The organism is Patulibacter defluvii, assembly GCF_034096925.1.
Classification (GTDB): Bacteria; Actinomycetota; Thermoleophilia; order Solirubrobacterales; family Solirubrobacteraceae; genus Patulibacter; species Patulibacter defluvii.
Genome location: NZ_JAWZSQ010000002.1, coordinates 293,338 through 313,501, shown reverse-complemented (window position 1 = coordinate 313,501; position 20,164 = coordinate 293,338). Strand labels below are relative to the sequence as shown.

Here is a 20,164-nt window from a genome sequence, read left to right as displayed (position 1 = left end):
GCGTGACGGGGCCGCTCCCCCGACCGCCCCCGCTCCGCGCGGATCGCCGCGCGATGCGGCTCAGCGGCCGGGCAGCGTGGGCTTGATCAGCTGGATGTGCGGGTACTGGCCCTTGGTCCCGCCCTCGGGCGAGTACGGGCCCTGCTGGACGCACGGCTGGTTGCCGGTCGGGGCCAGCAGCAGGGTCAGCAGCCCGCCGCCGTTGCCGGCGTTGCGGCAGGTGAAGGACGGGGCCCGGCCGGTGCCGTGCAGGCTCAGCTGGCCCGGCAGCGGGTAGGCGTTCGAGCGGTTGGTGCCGAGCGGCTTGCCGTTGCCCAGCAGCAGCTCGTCGTTGATCGGCAGCGTCTGGCGCAGCACGCTGCGCGGCTTGCCCTGCAGGTCCGGCGGCTGATATTGGGTCGCCGCCGAGCTGTTGGCGAAGACGACCGGGATCTCGCGCCGGTAGGCCTTCAGGTACTGCGCGACCGGCAGCAGGTCCTGGGTGATCGGGTCGAGCACGTCCATCAACGGCCCGGTCGTGTCGAGGATCCGCCGCAGCGCCGGCAGCCCGGTCTTGACCTGCGAGAGCACCGGCCGGATCTCGATCAGCGTCCGCTCCAGCTGCGGCGCCACGACCGCGAGGTCCTGGAGCGCCGGCCGGATCAGCGGTGCCACCGGCCGCAGCGCGGCCAGCGCCGGCCGGCCGTCCTTGGCCGCGGCCCGCGCGACGACCAGCGTCTTGCGGGTCTCGTCGAGGAAGGTCGGCAGGATCCGCGTGGTCTCGCGCAGCGGGCCGGTGATCTGCGACGTGGTGTCGACGATCGCGCGGCCGGAGCGGGTCAGCTCCTGGACGGCGCCGGCCTGGCGCCCGACCGCCTGGAACGTCTGCCCCAGGTCGCGGGTGCCGGACTGGATCTCCGCCGACTGCCGGTTGAGCAGGCTGAAGAGGCTGTCGGCCGCCTCGAGCGCCGGCCCGAAGCTGGCGTTGGCGGCGTTGAGGTCCTGGCCGCGGCCGTCGAGGCCCTTGGCCAGCGAGGTCAGCAGGCCGCGCAGGTCCTTGCGGGTGCGGTCGTCGAAGGCGTCGAGGATCTGGTCGAGCTCGGCCGTCGGCTGGACCTGGCTGGCCGGCAGCGAGCCGCCCTCCTGGACGTACGACCCCGGCTTGCGCTGGGCGGCCGCCCGGCGCGAGCCGAACGAGAGGTCGACGAAGGTCTCGCCGAGCAGCGTCTTCGTCCGCAGCGTCGCCCGGGTGTCGGTCGGCAGCGGCGCGAACTTCGGCTCGATCTGCATCGTGACCTTGGCCGAGCCGGCGCGCTTCTCGATCTTCACGACCTTGCCGACGGTCACGCCGCTGACGCGCACGTCGGCGTAGCTGGCCAGCTGCGAGCCGCTCTGGAACTCGGTGCTCACCTGATAGGCCTTCGGCCGCACCGGCACCGGTCCGCCGAAGCTGGTCCAGAGGAACAGCAGCAGGCCGAAGCAGGAGAGCGCGAACGCCACCATCACGACGATCTGCCCGAAGGTCGGTCCCTGCTTGTTCACTTGCAGAGCCCCAGTCCGTTGAGGAGATCCGCGATCGGCGCCAAGGCGTGGTCGGACGAGAACGAGCTGCAGCTGAGGATCAGCTGGCCGCGCCAGCCGACGCCGTGCGCGTCCTGCGTGGAGAAGATCGAGTTCGCGTTGTGGGCGAACCAGGCCAGGTAGTACGAGTACGGCTTCGGCGCGCCCGGCGCGTCGTAGCCGAGCACGTTGACCACGTGCTGGAGCACCTTGGCGCTGTCGTCCAGGTCCTTCAGCTGCGGCTGCAGCGCCTCGACCGTGCTCCGCAGGCTGCGGATCGCGGGCAGGCCCTCGGTCGCCAGCGTCCGCACCGGCTTGAGGTCGCCCGGCAGCTCGCGCAGCAGCGGCTCGATGTTCGGCAGCGCCTTGGTCGTGTCGCGGATCGCGGGACGCAGCGCCTTCGAGGTCGGCCCCAGCTCGTCGGCGAAGCGGCCGGCGTCGTCGAGCGTGTCGCCGGTCAGGCGCAGCGTGCTCGGGAAGAGCGCCAGCGCCTGCCGCAGCTCGCGGTCGCGGCCGGCGAAGGTGTTGAGCGTCGTCGCGGCCCGGTCGAGGGTCGCGCCGACCGCCTGGTCGTGGTCGACGAGCGCGTCGGAGAGTCGCCGCAGACGGGTGATCACGCCCTTCAGCGCGGTCCGCCGCTCGGCGATCACGCTCAGCACGGCGTGGGTCTGCTTGGCGGTCGGGGTGCCGACCCGCAGCAGCTCGCGGAGGACCTTGGCGTTGCCGTCGAAGCCCTTCGCGCCGGCGTCGAGCAGCTGCTGGAAGTAGGCCCGCGAGTCGGAGTCGAGCGAGGCCAGCGCCTCGTCGAGCTGGACCTGCGAGATCGCCCGCTGCTGGGCGAGCAGCTCACCGTCGCGCAGCTTGCCGGCCTTCTCGCTGCCCGGGTCGAGCTCGATCGTCATGTCCTGCAGGCCGGTCCGCGGACGCAGCATCACCGTCGCGTCGCGCTGGACGCTCGGCAGCTTGTCGCGCTCGATCCGCAGCGTCACGACCGCGCGGCCGTTCTTCAGCTGGACGTCGCTGATCTCGCCGACGGTGACGCCGGCGACCGCGACCGCCTGGCCCTGGCCCGGCGTGACCGCCTGGCCGGAGGCGAAGTCGGCCTTGACCTCGTAGACGTTGTCCCACGGCAGCGGCAGCCGCTGCTTGTCCAGCAGGTAGGCGGCGACGACCAGCGACGCGACCATCGCCACGACGATCACCGCGACCGCCCACCAGTACTGGCGGAGCGCCATCTTGATCGTCTTCATCGCCCGACCCCCTGGGCCGCGGCGTTGGCGGCCTGCTGCTGGTCGGCGCCGGCGCTGCCGGTCCCGCTGCCGTCGGCCGCGCCGTCACCCGGCTGGCCGAGCATCGACTCGAGCTGGCGCTGCAGCTGCTGCGCCTTGCCCGGGGTCATCGTCTTCGCGCTCCGCAGCAGGTTCTCGGTCGCGTCGGCCAGCTTGCCGCGGTCGACCGGGTCGTCGACCTGCTTGCCGACGTAGGCGTGCGGCTTCGCGCGGAGGCTCGGGACCTCCTGCGTCTCGCAGGGGACGTCGCCGCGGAAGGGCGGCGGCGAGGTCGGCGTCGGGCTCGACCCGACCACCGGCTGGTCGGCGCGCGCCTGGAGGTCGCGGGAGCCGCCGCCGAACGACAGCAGCTGGTTGCCGAAGCCGACGATGTAGCGGGTCCACGGGCCGTTGGCGTCGAAGTTCGAGGTCGACGAGGCGAGCCCGATCAGCGACGAGACCAGCTCGCGGTAGACCGGCATGTTGGTCGAGAGCGCCCCGTCCGGCACGCGGGCGTTGAGCACCGGCAGCGCGTTCTTCCAGAGGCAGACCGAGACCGGGCGCAGGTTGTCCATCACCGTGCCGAGCGGGTCGGCGGTCGCGCTCAGGGTCCGCAGCGTCGGCCGCAGCTCGGCCAGCAGGCCCTGGACCTTGCCGGAGCGGGCCAGCGAGAGCAGCGAGTTGAGCGCCGGGTTGGCCAGGTCGAGCGTGGCCGGCAGCCGCCGGACCAGCGGCCGGGCGTCGCGGACCAGCGCGCGGGCCTCGGGGATCACCGCGTTGAGCTTGGCCAGCGCCGGCATCGCGCGGGCGGTGGTCCGGTCGAGCTCGGCGAAGGTCGCCCGCAGGTCGCCCTGGCTGGCGGCGAAGGTCTGGAAGGTGCGGCGGCCGTCGCGGAGCGTGCCGCGGAGGCCGGCCTCGTGCTGCTCCAGGACCTGCATCAGGCCGCCGGTCGAGCGGATCAGCCGTCGCAGGTCGCCGGGCCGCGCGCCGCGCAGCGCCTGGTTGACCACGGCCAGGTCGCCGAAGGCCGGCGGGCTGGCGCGGATCAACTCGCCCAGCGCCTCGCCGCCGCCGCTGTCGAGCGACTGGCCGAAGCCCTTGAGGGCCTTCTTGAAGTTGTCGCGGGCGTTGCCGTCGAAGGCGCTGAAGACCTCGTCGAAGGCGACGTGGATCGTGGTCGCCGCCGGCGGGATCACGTTGTCGCCGAGCGGCGGCGCCGCCGGCGTGCCGGGGTTGATGTCGAGGAAGAAGTTGCCCTCGAGGAACAGCCGCGGCCGGATCTTGATCGTCGCGTCGCGGCGGATCACCGGCGCGTCGTCCTTCAGCTCGACGGTGATCTCCGACAGGCCGGGCTTGCCGTCGACGGCCTTGATGTCGCTGACGCTGCCGACGTCGACGCCGCCGATCCGGACCTTGGTCGCCGGGCCGACGCGGAGCGCGCCGGCGTCGCGGGTGACGACGTGCAGCTCGCGCGAGCCACCGCCGGGCAGCGGGCCGCCGAAGACCAGGTAGACCACGGCGACCGCGAAGAGCACCGTCAGCAGGCCCCAGCGGACGTTCGACCGCACGACCTGGCCGACGGTCTGCTGGTGGACCGGCTTGCGTCCGCGGCGGCTCATCGGGGCCCCTTCGCGGCGCCGGCCGGGGCCGACGTCTTCGGGTTGGTGGTCGGCGCGCCGCCGACCGGGCCCAGGTGGCGGCCGGGCAGGTAGCGCTCGTTGCCGATCTCGCAGGTGCCCTTGTCGGAGTCCGGGTAGATGTTGTAGTGCAGCTCCGACTCGGGGGTCGAGGCCTTGCCCAGCATCTGCGGGAACGAGAGCAGCAGGATCAGGCGGAACCAGTTGCCGTTGCGATCGCCCTCGCCGACCACGCTGCCGGCGTTGCGGGCGAAGAGGCCGGCGTAGTTGCAGCGGACCTGCGACGGCACGACCGTCTGGAGGGTCGGCAGCAGGTTCTCGGCGATCGGCTTCAGCATCACCAGGCTGGCGGTGGTCGACGGCTGCTGCAGGTTCTTGTCGAGCGTCGTCAGCGTCTTGCGCAGCTCCTGGCCGAGCACCGGGGCCCGCTTCAGGACCGGGACGCCGTGGACGGTGACCCCGTGCAGGGCCTTGATCGTGGCCGGCAGCTGCTCGGTGCCGGGGCGCAGCTCGCGGGCCAGCAGCGCGGCGTCGCGCAGGAACGGCGTCAGCTCGCGCGAGGCACGGCGGGCCTCGGTCAGGGTGCCGGGCGTGCGCTGCAGGATCAGGCCCAGCGACGGGCTCTCGGCGGCCAGCGCCTCGAAGGTCACGCGGGCGCCGGTGATCAGGCGGCCGAGGTCGCTGGTGACCGGCAGCACCGCCTGGGTGGTGGCGTCGGCGCCGCGGATCAGGCCGCCGAGGTCGGTGCGGGGATCGGAGACGGTCCGCAGCAGGCGGGTCGCCTCGTCGAGCACGTCCGGCAGCACCGCCAGCGCCTGGTTGAACTCCGCCCCGCGGCCGGCGACGCCGTTCGACGCCTCCTTGATCACGCTGCGGAACGACTGCCGGAGGCCGGCGTCGAAGAGCCCGGTGACCTCGTCGAGGTCGACCGAGGCGCTGGTGTGGTCCTCCTGGATCACGCCGCCGATCGGGATCGTCTTGCGGCTGGTTCCGGGGACCAGCTCGACGTACTTGGCGCCGATCACGCTCTTCGGCCGGATCCGCAGCGTGGTGTCCACGGGCAGCTCGGCGACGGTCTGGTCGAGCTTCAGGTCGAGCTCGGCGTAGAAGCTGCGGTGGTCCTTGGTCGCCTCGGCGCGGATGCCGTTGATCTGGCCGACGCGCTTGCCGCCGATCCGGACGTCGACGCCGGTGGTCAGCTTCTTCGCGTCCGCGACCCGCGCCGTGATGTCGTAGGTCTGGATGAACGGCAGGCCGGAGTTGGCGTTGTAGGACAGCAGGATCGCGACCAGCGCGATCAGCACCGTCGCCGCGCCGACCAGGACCGGGCTGCCGGCCAGGGAGGTCCGCCGCCGGTTCATCGACCCGCCCCCGCCGCCGCGGCGGCCTGCTCGGCCGCGCTGGTGTCACGACCGCCGGTCGCGCGGCCGGCCGGCGGACGCGCGTCGCGGGTCCTCGCCCGGTCGGTCGTGGTGCCGCGGGCGCGGTTCGCCGCCGCGGGCCGCTGGGCCGTCCGCGCGCTCGCGCTCGGCGGCGTGCTCGACAGCCGGTTGGTCGCGTGGCTGGTGGCGGCGGGGGTCTTGCCCTCGTCGCTGAACTTCGCCGAGCAGTCCGCGGCCGGCGTCGAGCTGATCGTCAGGCAGGTGCCGCCCAGGTTCACGTGCGCGGGCAGGATGTGCGAGACGTTGTCGAAGCGGGCGGTCGCCATCGCCGTGTTGAAGACGAACTGGACCAGCAGCTCCGGCACGCCGTTGTCGCTGAGGCTGCGGTTGAGGTCGGCGGCCAGCGGCGTGATCGGCGCCAGCGACGCGACCGCGGCCCGCAGCCGCTCCAGCTGCGGGGTCGCGCGGCGCAGGACCGGCACACCGACCCGGGCCGCGCGGGCCAGGCTGCGGAGCGCCGGCCGGGCCGCGTCCGAGAGCGGCTTGAGGTCGCCGGCCAGCTGCCGCAGCGACGGCGAGGCGCGGCGCAGCGAGGCCAGCGTCGGCGTCGCGTCGCGGGTCAGGTCGCGCAGCGACTGCAGTGCCGGGCGCAGGTCGCGGAGGGTCGGCGGCAGCTCGCGCAGCGCGCGGTCGAGCGCCTCGCGGTAGTCGGAGGAGACCTTCAGCACCTGGGCGCTGGCCTCGAAGGTGCCGGCCAGGTCGTCCTTGCGGCGGTCCAGCTCGCCGAGGATCTCGTCGGTCGCCTCGATCACGCGCCCGAGCGCGGCCTTGTCGGCGCCGAGCACGTCGAGCGTCTGGCGGGCGTACTTGAGCGTCGGGTTGGCGCGCCGGATCGCGGCCGAGAGGTCGGGGCCGCGGGCGGCCAGGCCGGCGCCGAACTCGTTGGTCAGGAGCTGGAAGCGGACGTTGGTCGGCTGGCCCAGCATCGCCACGACCAGGTCCAGGTCGACCGGGCTCGAGTTGTTGTCGAGCGGGATCGTCGGCGCCGGCTGGTCGCCCTTCTCCAGCTGCGGCTGGTCGGGGCGGCCGGGGTCGCACTCGACGAACTTCTCGCCGATCAGCGACTGCGGCAGGATCGTGCAGGTCGCGTTCGCCCGGAAGGGGGTGAACTTGCGGTCGACGTTCATCGAGATCCGCGCGCGACGGTCGCGGGTCAGGGTGACGTCCGAGACCTTGCCGACGTTGGCGCCGGCGACGCGCACGTCCTGGCCCTTGCCGACGAACGAGGCGTTGTCGAAGATCGCGTCGATCCGGACGCTCTCGCCGCTGCCGCCGCTCGAGCCGCCGCAGGCGCTCAGGGCGGGCACCAGCGCGACCGTCGCCGCCACCATCACGACCCGGCGAGCGATCACGGGGTCCCCCCGAGCGGGTTGATCTGCTTCGGGTCGCAGGTTCCGGAGAAGCCGGCGCGCCACGGGTTGGAGCCGTCGGTCGCCGGCAGCGCGGCCGAGCCGGGGCAGCGGTTGACGACGTGGGTCTGGACCGCGCTGAGGCCGGAGCCGAGCAGCGGGGCCAGGGTGTCGACGAGCCCGCCGAGCAGCGGCCGCAGCAGCTCGGGCAGCGACTCGCCGTCGAGCGTCAGGCCGATCCGGCCGTAGTGGCCGTTGGCGTCGTAGTAGCCGGCGGACTTGCCGCCGAAGCTCGTCGAGAGGCCGGTGACGATGTCCGGCGCGTAGGGCCGCAGCTCGGAGACGATCGGCTTCGCCCCGACCAGCGCGCGGGTCAGCTCGGTGATCGAGGGCACGGTCTGGTCGGCCAGCTTCGGCGTCCGGCGGAGGACGTCGGAGAGGTCGGGGATGCTGCGGCGGACGTCGCGCAGCAGCGGCTTCGTCTCGGCCGCCAGCGGGCGCATGATCCGCAGCGTCGTCGCCAGCTTCGGCGCCAGCGGGCGGGTCTCGCGCAGCAGCGGCCGGGCCTCGTTCAGCAGCGTCCGGCTGTTCACGAAGGTCGAGTTGGCGCGGCGCAGGAAGTCGGGGCCGCGCTCGATCGTCCGCCGCAGCGCCTCGCGCTCGTCGGCGGTCGCGCGCAGCGTCGCGGCCGCGGCCACCAGGCCCTGCTCGAGGTCGTCGCGGCTGGAGGCGAAGACCGAGGAGACGGCGGCACTGCTGGAGATCAGCCGCTGCAGTGCCGGTTCGTCGCTGGTCAGCTCCTCCAGCGTCAGGCGGGTCTGGCCGAGCGCCGGCGAGAGCCGCTCGAGCAGCTGGTTGGTGGCGGCCTCGGAGCCGACGAAGGCGGTCGCGCCGCCGTGGACCACGTCCTGCAGGTACTGGCGGCCCTTGCTGTCGATCGCGTTCAGCACCTGGTCGACGTCGGTCGCCGAGCGGGTGTCGATCGCGGGGATGACGTCGTCGTCCTTCAGCTCCGGAGCGCTGTTCGGCCCCGGCTCGAGGACCACGACGCGGCCGGCGACGCTCGACAGCGAGCTGTTGCGGAGGACGGCGCGGGTGCCCTTGTGGAGCGGCTGGAACTGGTCGTCCTTGATGTCGAGGACGATCTCGGCCTGGCCGTTGTCGCCCAGCCGGACGTCGCCGACGGTGCCGATGGTGGCGCCGCCGACCTTCACCAGGTTGCCCTTGACCAGCTGGCCGGCGTCCTGGAACTGGGCCACGACCGCGTACGAGCTGCCGCCGGTCAGGACGACCACGGCAACGATCGCCGCGGCGATGACCACGGCGGCAGCGACGACGATCCGGGTGATTTGCGCTCCCACAGAAACCCCAACGAGCGAACGACGGACACCGGCCGCCACTGTTCGCTCTCCTCGGCGCGGCATCCTACGATCGCGGAGGGATGTCACGCAAGCCGGTACCAGAGGGCGGACGAGCGCTTGCGGCGCGATTTCCGACCCGCGGTACGGCCGCTGGCCGCGTGGGACGCGGTTTCCGGGCCATCGGTTGAGCTTTGGTTACGTCGTTCGCGGGCGGCGGCCGGGGACGTCCGCTGCGTCTACGGCGCACACTCGGAGCGACCAACTAGGCTTTCGCCATGCCCGTCATGTCGGATGCGTCGATCCGCCAGCTGATCGTCGACGAGCGCCTGAAGATCAGCCCGTGGAGCGACGACATGGTGCAGCCGGCCTCGGTCGATCTGCGGCTCGGACGTTCGTTCCGCGTCTTCCACAACCACCGCGTGACCTCGATCGACCTGGCCGACCCGCCGGAGAACCTGACCGAGCAGGTCGTGGTCGACGACGACGAGCCGTTCGTGATCCACCCCGGCGAGTTCGTCCTCGGCCGGACCGAGGAGTGGGTCGAGCTGGCTGACGACCTCGTCGCCCGGATCGAGGGCAAGAGCTCGCTCGGCCGCCTGGGCCTGATCGTCCACGCGACGGCCGGCTTCTGCGACCCGGGCTGGAAGGGCACGCTGACCCTCGAGCTGGCCAACCTGACGCGGGTGCCGATCCTGCTCCGCCCCGGGCTCCCGATCGCCCAGCTGTCGATCATGACGCTCGACCGCCCGGCCGAGCTGCCCTACGGCCATCCCGACCTGGGCAGCCACTACCACGGCCAGATCGAGGCGACCGAGAGCCGTTACGAGGGCGGTCCGGCCGCCAGCCGCCGCCGCTGACGGGCGGGCTCAGCGCCCGCGCAGGCCGGTCGGCTCCGGCTGCAGGCGCGGGAACCGCTCGCTGCGCCCGCGGAAGGCGAGCGGTCCCTGGACCCGGCAGGGCGGTCCGCCCTGGACGTCGGGCAGCGCGAACAGCGGCGCGGGGTTCGCGACGTTGTCGCAGGTCGACGCCGCGTAGCCGCCGCGGGCCTGGTCCTCCAGCGTGCCCGGCAGCGGGTAGGCGTTGACGCGGCTGTCGGGGTTGACGCGGGTGGCGGCGGCGATCGACTCGGAGTTGAGCGGGACGTAGACCCGCAGGTAGTGGGAGCGCCCGCCCTTGGCGTTCTCCGTCGTCGCCCCGGTCGCGCTGGCGAGGTTGAAGAAGTTGACGAACAGCTCGCGGCGGTAGAGGTCCAGGTACTGGGCGACCGGCACCGCGTCGGTCAGCACCGGCAGCAGCGCGTCGACCGCCGGACCGCCCTCGTCGGCGATCGCCCGCAGCGCCCGCAGGCCGCCGGGAGCCAGCGCCAGCGTCGGCCGCAGCCGCCGCAGCAGCCGCTCCAGCCGCGGGGCGATCGCGTGCAGGTCGTCGAGCGTCGGCCGGATCAGCGGCGTCACCGGCCGCAGCGCGCGCAGCGTCGGGGCGGCGTCGGCGGCGGTCGCGCGCGCCGTCCGCAGCGTCGCGCGGGCGTCGTCGAGCAGGCCCGGCATCGCGCGGGCGGTGCGGCGCAGCGGCGCGGCGCTGGCGGCGGTCGCCTCCAGCACCCGCCGGCCGCCGACGATCAGCCGCCGGACCGCGCCGTCCTCGTCGCCGAGGGCGGCGAAGGTGCGGCTGAGGTCGGCGATCCCACCGCGCAGGTCGCCGCGCTGGCGGTCGAGCTGGCGCAGGATCCCGGTGGTCGACGCCGTCGCGGCGGGCAGCTCGCCGAGCGCGCGGTTGAGGGCCGGGCCGCGACCGGCGCTGCCGGCGGCCCCGGCCCGCAGCAGCCGCCGCAGGTCGCGGCGGGTGGTGCGGTCGAAGACGCCGAGGATCTGGTCGATCTCGACCGTCGCGTCGACCTGCCGCGCGGGGATCCGTCCGCCGTCGGCGATCGTCGCGCCGGCCCGCCGCCGCGACCCGAACGAGAGCGCGACGAAGGTCTCCCCCAGCAGCGTCTTCGTCCGCAGCGTCGCCCGCACGTCGCGCGGCAGCGGCGCGAACTCGGGCTCGATCGCCAGCGTCACGTCGGCCGCCCCGCCGTCGCGGACGATCCGGGTCGCCTTGCCGACCGTCACGCCGCTGATCCGGACGTCGGCGTAGCTGGCCAGCTGCGCTCCCTGGCGGAACGCCACCTGGACCTCGTAGGGCTTCGGCCGCAGCGGCACCGGACCGCCGAAGCTCGACCAGAGGAACAGCAGCAGACCGAACGAGGAGAGCGCGAAGGCCACCATCAGCGCGATCGAGGCCCCGTGCGGACGCCGCTTGCTCATCGGCAGACCCCCAGTCCCTGGAGCAGCTCGACGACCGGCCGCAGCGGCTCGCCGGCGAGGCTGTTGCAGCTGACGATCACCTGGCCGCGGTTGATCGTCCGGTTGGCGTCCTGGGTCGAGAAGGCCGACCCGACGTTGTGGAAGGTCCAGGCGAACCAGAAGAGGAAGCCCTCCTCCGACCCGGGCGGGTTGTAGGCGAGCAGGTTCGCCAGCCGCTGCGTCACCCCGAGCACGTCGCCGAGGTCGCCCAGCACCGGCCGCAGCCGGTCGACCGTCGCCCGCAGGTCGGCCAGCGGCGGCAGCGCCAGCCGCGCGGCCCGGCGCACGGGCCGCAGCTGCCCGGGCAGGTCGGCCAGCAGCGGATCGAGCGCCGGCAGCGCGGCCCGCAGGTCGCGGACGACGGGCCGCAGCGCCCGCGACGCCGGCCGCAGCTCGTCGGCCAGCGCGCCGGCCCCGGCCAGCGCCGTGCGGGCCCGGCCGAGCGTGCCCGGCAGCAGCCGCAGCGTCGCCCGCAGGTCGCCGTCGCGGCCGCCGATCGTGGTCAGGGTGGTGGCCGCGCGGTCGATCGTCGCCCCCAGTGCCCGGTCGCGGGCGGCGACCGCGGTCGCGAGCCGCCGCAGCGCGCCGACCAGCGACCGCAGCTCGCGTCGCCGGCCCTCCATCTCGGCCAGGATCCGGTCGGCGCCGTGGGCGACCGGCGTGCCGAGGCCGATCAGCTCGCGGAGCGCGGCCGGGTCGCGGCCGAGCCCGCCGGCGGTCGCGTCGACCAGCTGCTGGAAGGCGGCCCGCGCGTCGCTGTCGAGCGACGAGAGGACCTCGTCCAACTGCACCTGCGGGGTCGCCTGGGCGGCCGGCAGCCGGGCGCCGTCGGCCAGCGCCGGCCGCCGCGGATCGCCCGGGTCCAGCTCCAGGTTCATGTCCTGGAGCCCGGTCCGCGGCCGCACGCTGACCCGCGCGTCGCGGTGGACGGTGGCGAGCTTGGCGCGCTCGATCCGCATCGTCACGACCGCCCGCCCGTCGTCGAGCCGGACGTCGGAGATCTCCCCCACCGGCACCCCGGAGACGAGCACCAGCTGGCCCTGGCCGGGGGTCAGCGCCTGGGCCGACGGCAGCTCGACCTCGATCGCGTAGACGTCGTCCCACGGCAGCGGCAGCCGCTGCTGGACCAGGATGTAGCCACCGCCGACGGCGGCCAGCACCACCATCAGGGCGATCACCGCCGAGGCCCACCAGTGCTGGCGGATCGAGCGCCAGGTGCGGTTCATCGCCCGGCCTCCCCGTCGGTCGCGCCGAGCAGGTCGCGCAGCGTCCGCCGCAGCCGCGCGGCGACGTCGTCCTCGCCGCGGGCCGGCGCCCGCAGCGCCCGCCGGACCGCGGCCGGGTCGACGGTCGCCGTCCGGACCGTCCCCCGGAGCGGGACCGCGCGCGCCCGCAGCACCGGCGTCCGCTGCTGGTCGCAGGCGACGTCGGTCCGCATCGGCGGGGCCTGGGCCGGCCGCGGCGGGCTCGATCCGCCGCCGCCGACGGCCAGCGAGGGGCGGCCGTCGCCGCTGCCGGCGGTCAGCAGCTGCCCGCCGAGACCGGCCAGCAGGTTGGTGTAGCCGCCGGCGCCGTCGAAGAGGCTGGCGGCCGAGGTCCCGCCCGGCAGCCCGGCCAGGAACTCGCGGTAGTACGGCATCCCGCTGGTGAAGCGGCCGTCCTCGAGCCGCTGGTTCAGCATCCCCAGCACCGGTCCCCGGACGCAGCGGGCGATCGGCGTCAGCGCCGCCAGGTCGGCGCCGAGCTGGGGCGCCGCGGCGGTGGTGGTCGCCAGCGTCGGACGCAACGCGGCCAGCAGCGCCTGCAGGCGGCCGCCGCGGATCGTGGCCAGCAGCGCGGCCAGCGCCGGCTCGGCCCGGTCGAGCGTCCGCGGCAGCCGCCGGACGAGCGGTCGCGCGTCGCCGATCAGCGCCCGCGCGCCCGGCACCGCACGGTCGATCCGGGCCAGGTCGGCGGGCGCGGCCGCGGTCAGCCGGTCGAGCTCGGTCAGGGTCTCGCGCAGCCCGGGGGCCTCGGCGGCGAGCGCGGCGAAGGTCCGGCGGCCGCCGCGCAGCGCCGCCCGCAGGCCGGCCTCGTGGCGAGCCGTCGTGTCGAGCACCGCGCCGGCCCGGCGGACCAGCGCCCGCAGCTCGGAGGGGTCGCCGCCGCTGAACGCGTCGGCGACCACCGTCCCGCGCGCGAACGGCGCGGGCAGCGCCCGCAGCAGCCGGCCGAAGCGGGCGGCGCCGCCGTCCGCGAAGGTTCCGCCGAGGCCGCTCAGGCCGGTCCGGATCCGCTCGCGGGTGGCACGGTCGAAGGGCCGGAAGAGCTCGTCGCTGGCGACGTGGATCGTCGTCGCCGAGGCCGGCAAGGCGCCGTCGCCGAGCGGCGGCGCGCCCGGCGTCCCGGGGGCGATGTCGAGGAAGAAGTTGCCCTCCAGGAACAGCCGCGGGCGAATCTCGACCGTCGCGTCGCGGCGGATCACCGGCGCGTCGTCGTCCAGGCGGACGGTGATCTCGGTCGTGCCGTCGGCGCCGCGCGGCTCGATCGCCGCGATGTAGCCGACGTTGACCCCCGCGACGCGGGCCATGATCGCCCGCCCGACCCGCAGCGATCCGGCGTCGCGGGTCAGCACCCGCAGCTCGCGCGGGGACGATCCCGGCAGCGGGCCCTGGAAGATCACGTAGCCGGCCAGCAGCGCCAGCAGCACGACGGCGGCGCCCCAGCGGACGTGGGAGCGGACCCGCTCGGCGGTGGTCGCGCGGGCGGCGGAGCGGCGGCGGCCGGTCACCGTCCCCCCTCGTCGCCGTAGCGGGTGGCGGACAACCGCTCGACCCGGGTGGCGGGACGATCGCCGATCCGGGTGCCCGGCCGCCAGCGCTCGCTGCCGACCGCGCAGCCGTCGCGCTCGTAGTCGACGTAGCTGCGGAACTGCATCCCCTCGGGGACCCGCTCGTTGCGCAGGAAGTACGGCAGGTCGACGACCGGCGAGAGGTTGTACCAGTTGCCGTTCACGTCGCCGTCGCCGAAGGTGCTCGACGCGTTGCGCAGGAACAGCCCCAGGTAGTTGCAGCGGGTCTGGAGCGGCGTGACCTCGCGCAGGACCGAGGTCAGCGCGTCGCCGCCGCGGGTCAGCGCGCCCAGCGCCGGGGCGGTCGCCGGCCGCGCCAGCAGCCGGTCGAGCGCCGACTGGGCGCGGTCGAGGTCGCGGGCCAGGGCCGGCGTCCGCCGCAGCACCGGGCGGCTGGCGACCAGCGCCCGGTGGAGGCTGCGGGCGGTTCGCGGGGCGGCGGCGACGCCCGGCCGCAGCTCGCGCAGCAGCGCGCGGGCGTCGCGCAGCAGCGGCCGGATCGCGACCGCGGTCGTGCGGGCCTCGACCAGCGTCGGCGGCAGCCGCTCCAGCGTCGCCTCCAGGGCCGGCCGCTCGGCCGCCAGCGCGGCGACCGTCGTCCGCAGCGCCCCGATCAGCGGGCCGAGGTCGCCGACGACGGGCACGATCGCCGCGGTCAGCCGGTCGCCGTGGCGCAGCAGGCCGGGCAGGTCGGTGGCCGGATCGGCCAGCGTCCGCAGCACGACGGTGGCGTGGCGGGTCAGCGCCGGCATCCGCGACAGCGCCTCGTTGAGCCCGATCCCGCGGCCGGCGACGCCGTCGGCGAGCGCCGTCGTCAGGCCGCGGAAGCTGGCGCGGGTGCGGCGGTCGAAGGTCGAGGTCAGCTCGTCCAGGTCGACGCTGCCGGCGGTCTGGGCGACGGGGATCGTGCCCCCGGCCGCGATCCGCCGGCGGGCGTGGCCGGGCACCAGCTCGACGTACTTCGAGCCGATCACGCCGCGCGGGCGGATCACGATCCGGCTGTCGACCGGCAGCTCGGCGACCGCGCGGTCCAGCTGCAGGCCGATCCGGGCGTAGGGCCGGCCGCGGTCGGGCGCGACCGGCACGACGGCCTGGACCTGGCCGACCCGCTTGCCGCCGATCCGCACGTCCGACCCGGTGGTCAGCCGGTCGGCGTCGCGGACCCGTGCCTGGAGGTCGTAGGTCTCGACGAACGGCAGCCCCGAGTTGGCGTTGTAGGCCAGCAGCGACGCGATCAGCGCGATCAGCACCGTCGCGGCGCCGATCAGGACCGGCGAGCCGGCCAGCGAGCTGCGGCGGCGGGTCACCGGCGGCCCCCGGCGCGGCCGAACGAGGGCGGCGCGGCGCGCAGCGACCGGTTCCAGCGGGCACGGGTCGCGTCGCCGGTGGCGGGGCCGCGGTCGAGCCGGGCGGAGCAGCCCTCGACCTCCTGCTGGGCCGGCAGCACGCAGGGAGTCAGGGTCACGTGCGCGGGCAGGTAGTGGGAGACCTCGTCGAAGCGGGCGCCGGCCATCGCGCCGTAGAAGAGGAAGCGGGCGGCGAACTCGGGCACGTCGTTGGCCTCGAGGCTGCGGCCGAGCGCGGCGGCCAGCGGCACGCCGGGAGCGAGGGCCTGGACCGCCTGCCGCAGCCGCGCCACCTGCGGCGTGGCGCGGCGCAGGATCGGCAGCGCCCGCCGCGCGGTCGTCGCCAGCCGTCGCAGCGCCGGCCGCGCCAGCCGCGCGACCGGGGCGACGTCGGCGGCCAGCCGTCGGACGTCCGGCGCGGCCCGCCGCAGCGAGGCGAGCGTCGGCCGGGCGTCGCGGGCGACGGCGGTCAGGTCGTCGAGCGCCGGGGCGAGCGCCCGCAGGGCCGGCGGCAGCGCGGCCAGGCCACGGTCCAGCTCGGCCCGCCGGTCGCTGGTCGCCCGCAGCAGCTCGGCGCCATCGTCGAAGGTCGCGGCGAGCTGGCCGCGACGGCGGTCGAGGGTGCCGACGATCGCGTCGCTGGCCGCGATCATCCGCCCGATCGAGGCCCGGTCGGCCCGCAGCCGGTCGAGGGTGATGCGGGCGTAGCCGAGCGCCGGCACGGCCCGCCGGATCGCGGCCGACAGGTCCGGTCCGCGGGCGGCGGTGCCGGCCCCGAGCTCGTTCAGCAGCAGCTGGACGCGGACGTCGACCGGCTTGCCGAGCATCGCCACCACCGCGTCGAGGTCGACCGGGCTCTCGTTCTGGGCCAGCGGGATCGTGGCCGGGCGGCCGTCGCGGCCGAGCAGCGCGCGACCGCCGGGCGTGCCGGGATCGCAGGCCACGAACTTCTCGCCGATCAGCGACTGCGGCTCGATCGTGCAGCTGGCGTCGACCCGGAAGGGCGCGAACCGCGGCTCGACCGCCATCGCCACCCGCGCCCGCCGGTCGCGGGTCAGGGTCACCGTGGTCACCGTCCCCGCCCGTGCGCCGGCGATCCGCACCTCCTGGCCGGCGCCGACGAAGGCGGCGTTGTCGAAGAGCGCGTCGATCCGGTCCTCGGCGGCGCCCTGGCCCCCGCAGCCGACCAGGGCCAGGGCCGCCGTCGCCGCCAGCGCGAGCGCTCCCGCCCGTCCGCGGCACGACGCCAGGGTCACCGTCTGCCTCCCGGCGATCCGTCCGCGGCCGGCAGCACCTGGCGGGGGTCGCAGCCGCCGGCGAGCCCGGCCGGCCACGGGTTCGAGCCGTCGGCCAGCGGCCGCACGCCGGCGCCGGGGCAGCGGCGGCCGAGGCCGCGCTGGAACGTGTTCAGGCCCGCCCCCAGCGCCGGCGCCAGGCCGTCGGTCAGCGCCGGCAGCAGCTCGCGCAGGCCGGCCGGCAGCGCCGAGGCGTTGACCAGCGCCTGGACCCGGGCGATGTGGCCGTTGCCGTCGTAGTAGCCGGCGATCCGGCCGGCGTAGCCGATCGGCGAGCCGGCCAGCAGGTCGGGCACGTAGGGCCGCGCCTCGGCCACGATCGGCCGCAGCTCGCGCAGCCCCGGGGCCGTCTCGCGCAGCGCCGGCAGCGCCTGGTCGCGCAGGCCCGGCAGCACCCGCAGCGCGTCGTCGAGCAGCGGCAGCGTCGCCCGCACGTCCTCCAGCAGCGGCCGCGCGCGGGCCACCAGCGGCCGCGTCACCCGCAGCGTCCGCGCCAGCCGCGGGGCGACCGGCGCCGTCTCGCGCAGCAGCGGCCGGGCGTCGGCCAGCAGCGCGCGGGTCCGGCGCAGCGTGGTGCGGGCGCGGGCGATCGTGGTCGGCGCCCGCGCGACCGTCCGCCGCAGCGCGGTCCGGCGGGCGGCGACCGCGTCGACCGTCGCCGCCGTCGCCCGGACCCCCGCCCGCAGGTCGGCGCGGCCGTCGGCCAGCGCCGCCGCCGTCCCCGCGGTCCCGGCCAGCAGCCGCGAGAACGCCCGCTGGTCGGCGGCCAGCCCGTCGCTGACGATCCGGAAGCGGCCGAGCGCCGGGGCCAGCCGCTCGAGCGTCGCCGCCAGCGCCGCCTGCTGGCCGTCGAGCGCGGCCGCTCCGCCGCGGATCAGGCTCCGCAACGCGTCGCGCCCGCGCTGGTCGAGCAGGTTGAGGACGATGTCGATGTCGGTCGCCGAGCGGGTGTCGACGGCGGCGATCGTCGACCCGCTCGGCAGCTCCGGGGCGTCGTTGCGGCCCGGTTCGAGCGAGACGTAGCGGCCGGCGACGCTCGACAGCGAGGCGTTGCGGACGATCGCGCGGGTCCCGCGGTGGAGCGGCGCCAGCCCGTCGGCGTCGATCTCCAGCTCGACGATCGCCCGTCCGCGGTCGGAGAGCCGGATCGACCGCACCAGCCCGACGGTCGCGCCGCCGACCTTCACCAGGTTGCCCTTGACCAGCTGGCCGGCGTCGGTCAGCTCGACCGCCACCCGGTAGGCCGGCCCGCCGCCGCGTAGCACCACGGTCGCCGCCACCGCGACGGCGACGACCGCGAGCGCCGCCAGCAGGCGGGCGACGGGGCTGTGCGGGGCCGGCACGGGCGGTCGCTCAGCGGACGGCGGTCTCGGCGACGCAGGCCCTCAGCTCGCGCTTGAGGACCTTGCCCGACGCGTTGCGGGGGATCGCCCCGACCACCAGCGCGTGCGGCAGCTTGTAGCCGGCGATCCGCTCGCCGCAGAAGGCCCGCAGCCCGTCGAGGTCGAGGCTGGCGCCGGGCCGCAGCCCGACGACCGCCACGATGCTCTCGCCGTAGGTCTCGTGCGGCCGCCCGACGACCGCGCACTCGGCCACGTCGGGGTGGGCGGCGATCGCGTTCTCGACCTCGAGCGAGTAGACGTTGCGGCCGCCGGTGATGACCATGTCCTTCAGCCGGTCGACCAGCGTCACGAAGCCGTCGGCGTCGCGGCGCGCCAGGTCGCCGGTGTGGAGCCAGCCGTCGCGGATCGTCTCGGCGGTCGCCTCGGGGTTGCGCCAGTAGCCCTTCATCACCGTCTCGCCGCGCAGCAGCAGCTCGCCGACGCCGCCGTCCTCGACCTCGTGGCCGTCGCCGTCGACCACCCGCGCCTCGCCGTTCAGCAGCGGCCAGCGACCGCTCGCCTCGGGCCGCGCGCGGACGTCGTCGAAGGTCGAGTAGATCCCGCCGGGGCCGGCCTCGGTCTGGCCGCAGAACTGCAGCAGCCGCATGCCCGGCAGCGCGGACAGCAGCCGCTCGACGGTCGCGCCCGGCATCGGCGCCGCGCCGAACATCGCCATCCGCATCGCGCTCAGGTCGCGGTCGCCGAGGTCGGGCTGGCGCAGCAGCAGCTCGAACATCGTCGGCACGCCGAAGAACGACGTGATCCGGTGACGCTCGAGCGCGTCGAGCACCCGCGGCGGGTCGAACCCGGGCAGCACCACGTGGGTGGCGCAGACCATCGTGCCGCTGATCAGCATCAGCGCCAGCTGGGCGGCGTGGTAGAGCGGCGCCACGTGCAGCAGCCGGTCGCCGTCGCGCAGCTCGCCGAGGGCGATCGCGCCGACGCCGACCCAGATCAGCCGGTGGTGGTCCATCAGGACCCCCTTCGGCAGGCCGGTGGTGCCCGAGGTGTAGAGGATCAGCGCGTCGTCGTCCTCGGCCAGCGCGACCGCGGTCGGCGGACCGGCGTCGGCGCTCAGCAGGTCGGGCAGCCCGGCGACGGTCCCGAGCGCCAGCGTCGCGACCGGCGCCTCCAGCTCGGCGATCGCCGCCGCGACCCCGTCGGCGGTCTCGGGCGCGGTCACCACCGCCCGGGCGCCGGCGTCGCGGAGCACGTGGACCAGCTCCGGGCGGGCCAGCGCCGGGTTGATCGGGACCACGATCGCCCCCGCCCGCAGCGCGGCGTAGAAGGCGACCACGAAGCCGTCGGAGTTCGGGGCCATCAGGCCGACGCGGTCGCCCTTCGTCACCCCCCGCGCCTGCAGCACCGCGACCGCGCGGTCGACGTCGGCGTCCAGCTCGCGGTAGCGGCGGACGCGCTCGCCGCAGCGCAGCGCGTCGCGCTCCGGCGTGCGGCCCGCGGCCGCCCGCAGCGTTCCCGGGATCGTCGGCATTGCTCCTCCTGCTCTCCTCCGGACGGCGGCGCCGCCCGCGTCTCCCCCGCGGTCGGCTCGACCGCGGGGCGGCAGACTAACATACGTTCACGCTGGTTTGTTTTTGTCATAGATCGACGTCGCCGCAAACCGATTCCCTCTGCCACAGGGATTCGGCGATGACAATTACGAACGGCATGGTTCGCATATGACAGAATTCGCGTCGTGGCCACCCGCACCGACGACCCCCTGCCCGCGACCGCCGTCGAGCCGAACGGCCGCCGCCAGCGCGGCCGCCGGACGCAGGAGGAGCGCAGCGCCGAGACCCGCGGCAAGCTGCTCGACGCGACGATCGCCTGCCTCGTCGAGGAGGGCTACGCGGCGACCACCGGCCGCCGCGTGGCCGAGCGGGCCGGCGTCACCCGCGGGGCCCAGACCCACCACTTCCCCCACCGCCTGGACCTGATCGTCGAGGCGGTCGAGCGGCTCGGCGACCGTCGCGCGGCCGACCTCCGCCACCGCGCCCGGCGGCTGCCGACCGGCGACGGCCGGGCCGCCGCGGTCGTCGACCTGGTGATCGAGGACTTCGCCAGCGACCTCTTCCGGGCGACCGTCGAGATCTGGGTCGCCGCGGCCCACGACCGCGACCTCCACGACCGGCTGGTGCCCTTCGACCGCCGGCTGCGGGTGACGCTGCGGGCGCTCTTCAGCGAGCTGCTGAGCGACGAGCAGGTCGCCCCCGCGGCGATCGAGCGGCTGGACCTGGCCGTCAGCGCGATCCGCGGCCTGGCGCTGGCGCAGGCCTTCGAGCCGCGCGACCACGACCGCCGGGTCCACCGCTGGACGACCTTCCGGCCGCTGCTGGTCGACCTCGTCTCCGGCGCGCTGCCCTAGCCGGC

Annotated in this window: 15 protein-coding genes; 2 read left to right on the top strand and 13 right to left on the bottom strand. The window is 75.5% G+C overall.

Features of this window, described 5'->3' with window-relative positions; genetic code table 11:
* Positions 1 to 60: 60 nt before the first annotated feature.
* The 6 genes from SH587_RS03545 to SH587_RS03520 are packed head-to-tail and all read right to left on the bottom strand — an operon-like array spanning position 61 to position 8,596.
* Positions 61 to 1,521 carry an MlaD family protein gene (locus SH587_RS03545; RefSeq protein ID WP_320669184.1) on the bottom strand — a complete coding sequence of 487 codons (1,461 nt, stop codon included), beginning with the start codon at positions 1,519 to 1,521 and terminating at the stop codon, positions 61 to 63.
* Positions 1,518 to 2,789, bottom strand: coding sequence for an MlaD family protein (locus SH587_RS03540; RefSeq protein WP_320669183.1), 1,272 nt, complete (start codon positions 2,787 to 2,789; stop codon positions 1,518 to 1,520). The genes SH587_RS03545 and SH587_RS03540 overlap by 4 nt, the downstream gene beginning before the upstream one ends.
* Positions 2,786 to 4,426, bottom strand: coding sequence for an MlaD family protein (locus SH587_RS03535; protein WP_320669182.1), 1,641 nt, complete (start codon positions 4,424 to 4,426; stop codon positions 2,786 to 2,788). The genes SH587_RS03540 and SH587_RS03535 overlap by 4 nt, the downstream gene beginning before the upstream one ends.
* On the bottom strand, positions 4,423 to 5,805 hold the full coding sequence (locus tag SH587_RS03530; protein WP_320669181.1) for an MlaD family protein: 1,383 nt from the start codon (positions 5,803 to 5,805) through the stop codon (positions 4,423 to 4,425). Before SH587_RS03530 ends, SH587_RS03535 begins: the two co-directional genes overlap by 4 nt.
* The gene (locus SH587_RS03525) at positions 5,802 to 7,238 is read right to left on the bottom strand and encodes an MlaD family protein (RefSeq protein ID WP_320669180.1); all 1,437 of its coding nucleotides are present in this window, start codon (positions 7,236 to 7,238) and stop codon (positions 5,802 to 5,804) included. The genes SH587_RS03530 and SH587_RS03525 overlap by 4 nt, the downstream gene beginning before the upstream one ends.
* Positions 7,235 to 8,596: an MlaD family protein gene (locus SH587_RS03520; protein ID WP_320669179.1), complete on the bottom strand. Its 1,362-nt coding sequence runs from the start codon at positions 8,594 to 8,596 to the stop codon at positions 7,235 to 7,237. Before SH587_RS03520 ends, SH587_RS03525 begins: the two co-directional genes overlap by 4 nt.
* A gap of 275 nt (positions 8,597 to 8,871) precedes the next feature.
* Here SH587_RS03520 and dcd point away from each other — a divergent pair, with 275 nt between their 5' ends.
* A complete protein-coding gene (gene dcd, locus SH587_RS03515) occupies positions 8,872 to 9,453 on the top strand; it encodes a dCTP deaminase (protein WP_320669178.1) in 582 nt (193 codons plus the stop codon).
* Positions 9,454 to 9,462: 9 nt separating this feature from the next.
* On the opposite strand, the gene SH587_RS03510 is transcribed toward dcd, so the two are convergent.
* From SH587_RS03510 to SH587_RS03480, 7 genes are read right to left on the bottom strand one after another with little or no spacing between them, the layout of a single operon-like run.
* Entirely contained in the window at positions 9,463 to 10,902 is a 1,440-nt protein-coding gene (locus tag SH587_RS03510; RefSeq protein WP_320669177.1) for an MlaD family protein, read from the bottom strand.
* Complete coding sequence (locus SH587_RS03505; protein WP_320669176.1) at positions 10,899 to 12,167, bottom strand: MlaD family protein; 1,269 nt, start codon at positions 12,165 to 12,167, stop codon at positions 10,899 to 10,901. The genes SH587_RS03510 and SH587_RS03505 overlap by 4 nt, the downstream gene beginning before the upstream one ends.
* The gene (locus SH587_RS03500) at positions 12,164 to 13,711 is read right to left on the bottom strand and encodes an MlaD family protein (RefSeq protein WP_320669175.1); all 1,548 of its coding nucleotides are present in this window, start codon (positions 13,709 to 13,711) and stop codon (positions 12,164 to 12,166) included. Before SH587_RS03500 ends, SH587_RS03505 begins: the two co-directional genes overlap by 4 nt.
* Positions 13,708 to 15,078: an MlaD family protein gene (locus SH587_RS03495; RefSeq protein WP_320669174.1), complete on the bottom strand. Its 1,371-nt coding sequence runs from the start codon at positions 15,076 to 15,078 to the stop codon at positions 13,708 to 13,710. Before SH587_RS03495 ends, SH587_RS03500 begins: the two co-directional genes overlap by 4 nt.
* Complete coding sequence (locus SH587_RS03490) at positions 15,075 to 16,373, bottom strand: MlaD family protein (RefSeq protein WP_320669173.1); 1,299 nt, start codon at positions 16,371 to 16,373, stop codon at positions 15,075 to 15,077. Before SH587_RS03490 ends, SH587_RS03495 begins: the two co-directional genes overlap by 4 nt.
* Positions 16,370 to 17,755, bottom strand: a complete 1,386-nt coding sequence (locus tag SH587_RS03485) for an MlaD family protein (protein WP_320669172.1) — start codon at positions 17,753 to 17,755, stop codon at positions 16,370 to 16,372. Before SH587_RS03485 ends, SH587_RS03490 begins: the two co-directional genes overlap by 4 nt.
* A 10-nt stretch (positions 17,756 to 17,765) precedes the next feature.
* Positions 17,766 to 19,286, bottom strand: coding sequence for a class I adenylate-forming enzyme family protein (locus SH587_RS03480; protein ID WP_320669171.1), 1,521 nt, complete (start codon positions 19,284 to 19,286; stop codon positions 17,766 to 17,768).
* A gap of 204 nt (positions 19,287 to 19,490) precedes the next feature.
* Between SH587_RS03480 and SH587_RS03475 the strand changes: the two genes are divergently transcribed.
* Positions 19,491 to 20,159 (top strand): TetR/AcrR family transcriptional regulator, encoded by a 669-nt coding sequence (locus SH587_RS03475; protein WP_320669170.1) that lies wholly within the window; start codon positions 19,491 to 19,493, stop codon positions 20,157 to 20,159.
* Positions 20,160 to 20,164: the final 5 nt, after the last annotated feature.

What these genes read in the sequence shown, in the direction of transcription:
- SH587_RS03540 (WP_320669183.1), bottom strand. Translation starts at nt 2,789, where the DNA reads ATGAAGACGATCAAGATGGCGCTCCGCCAGTACTGGTGGGCGGTCGCG.
- SH587_RS03535 (WP_320669182.1), bottom strand. Translation starts at nt 4,426, where the DNA reads ATGAGCCGCCGCGGACGCAAGCCGGTCCACCAGCAGACCGTCGGCCAG.
- SH587_RS03530 (WP_320669181.1), bottom strand. Translation starts at nt 5,805, where the DNA reads ATGAACCGGCGGCGGACCTCCCTGGCCGGCAGCCCGGTCCTGGTCGGC.
- dcd (WP_320669178.1), top strand. Translation starts at nt 8,872, where the DNA reads ATGCCCGTCATGTCGGATGCGTCGATCCGCCAGCTGATCGTCGACGAG.
- SH587_RS03510 (WP_320669177.1), bottom strand. Translation starts at nt 10,902, where the DNA reads ATGAGCAAGCGGCGTCCGCACGGGGCCTCGATCGCGCTGATGGTGGCC.
- SH587_RS03505 (WP_320669176.1), bottom strand. Translation starts at nt 12,167, where the DNA reads ATGAACCGCACCTGGCGCTCGATCCGCCAGCACTGGTGGGCCTCGGCG.
- SH587_RS03480 (WP_320669171.1), bottom strand. Translation starts at nt 19,286, where the DNA reads ATGCCGACGATCCCGGGAACGCTGCGGGCGGCCGCGGGCCGCACGCCG.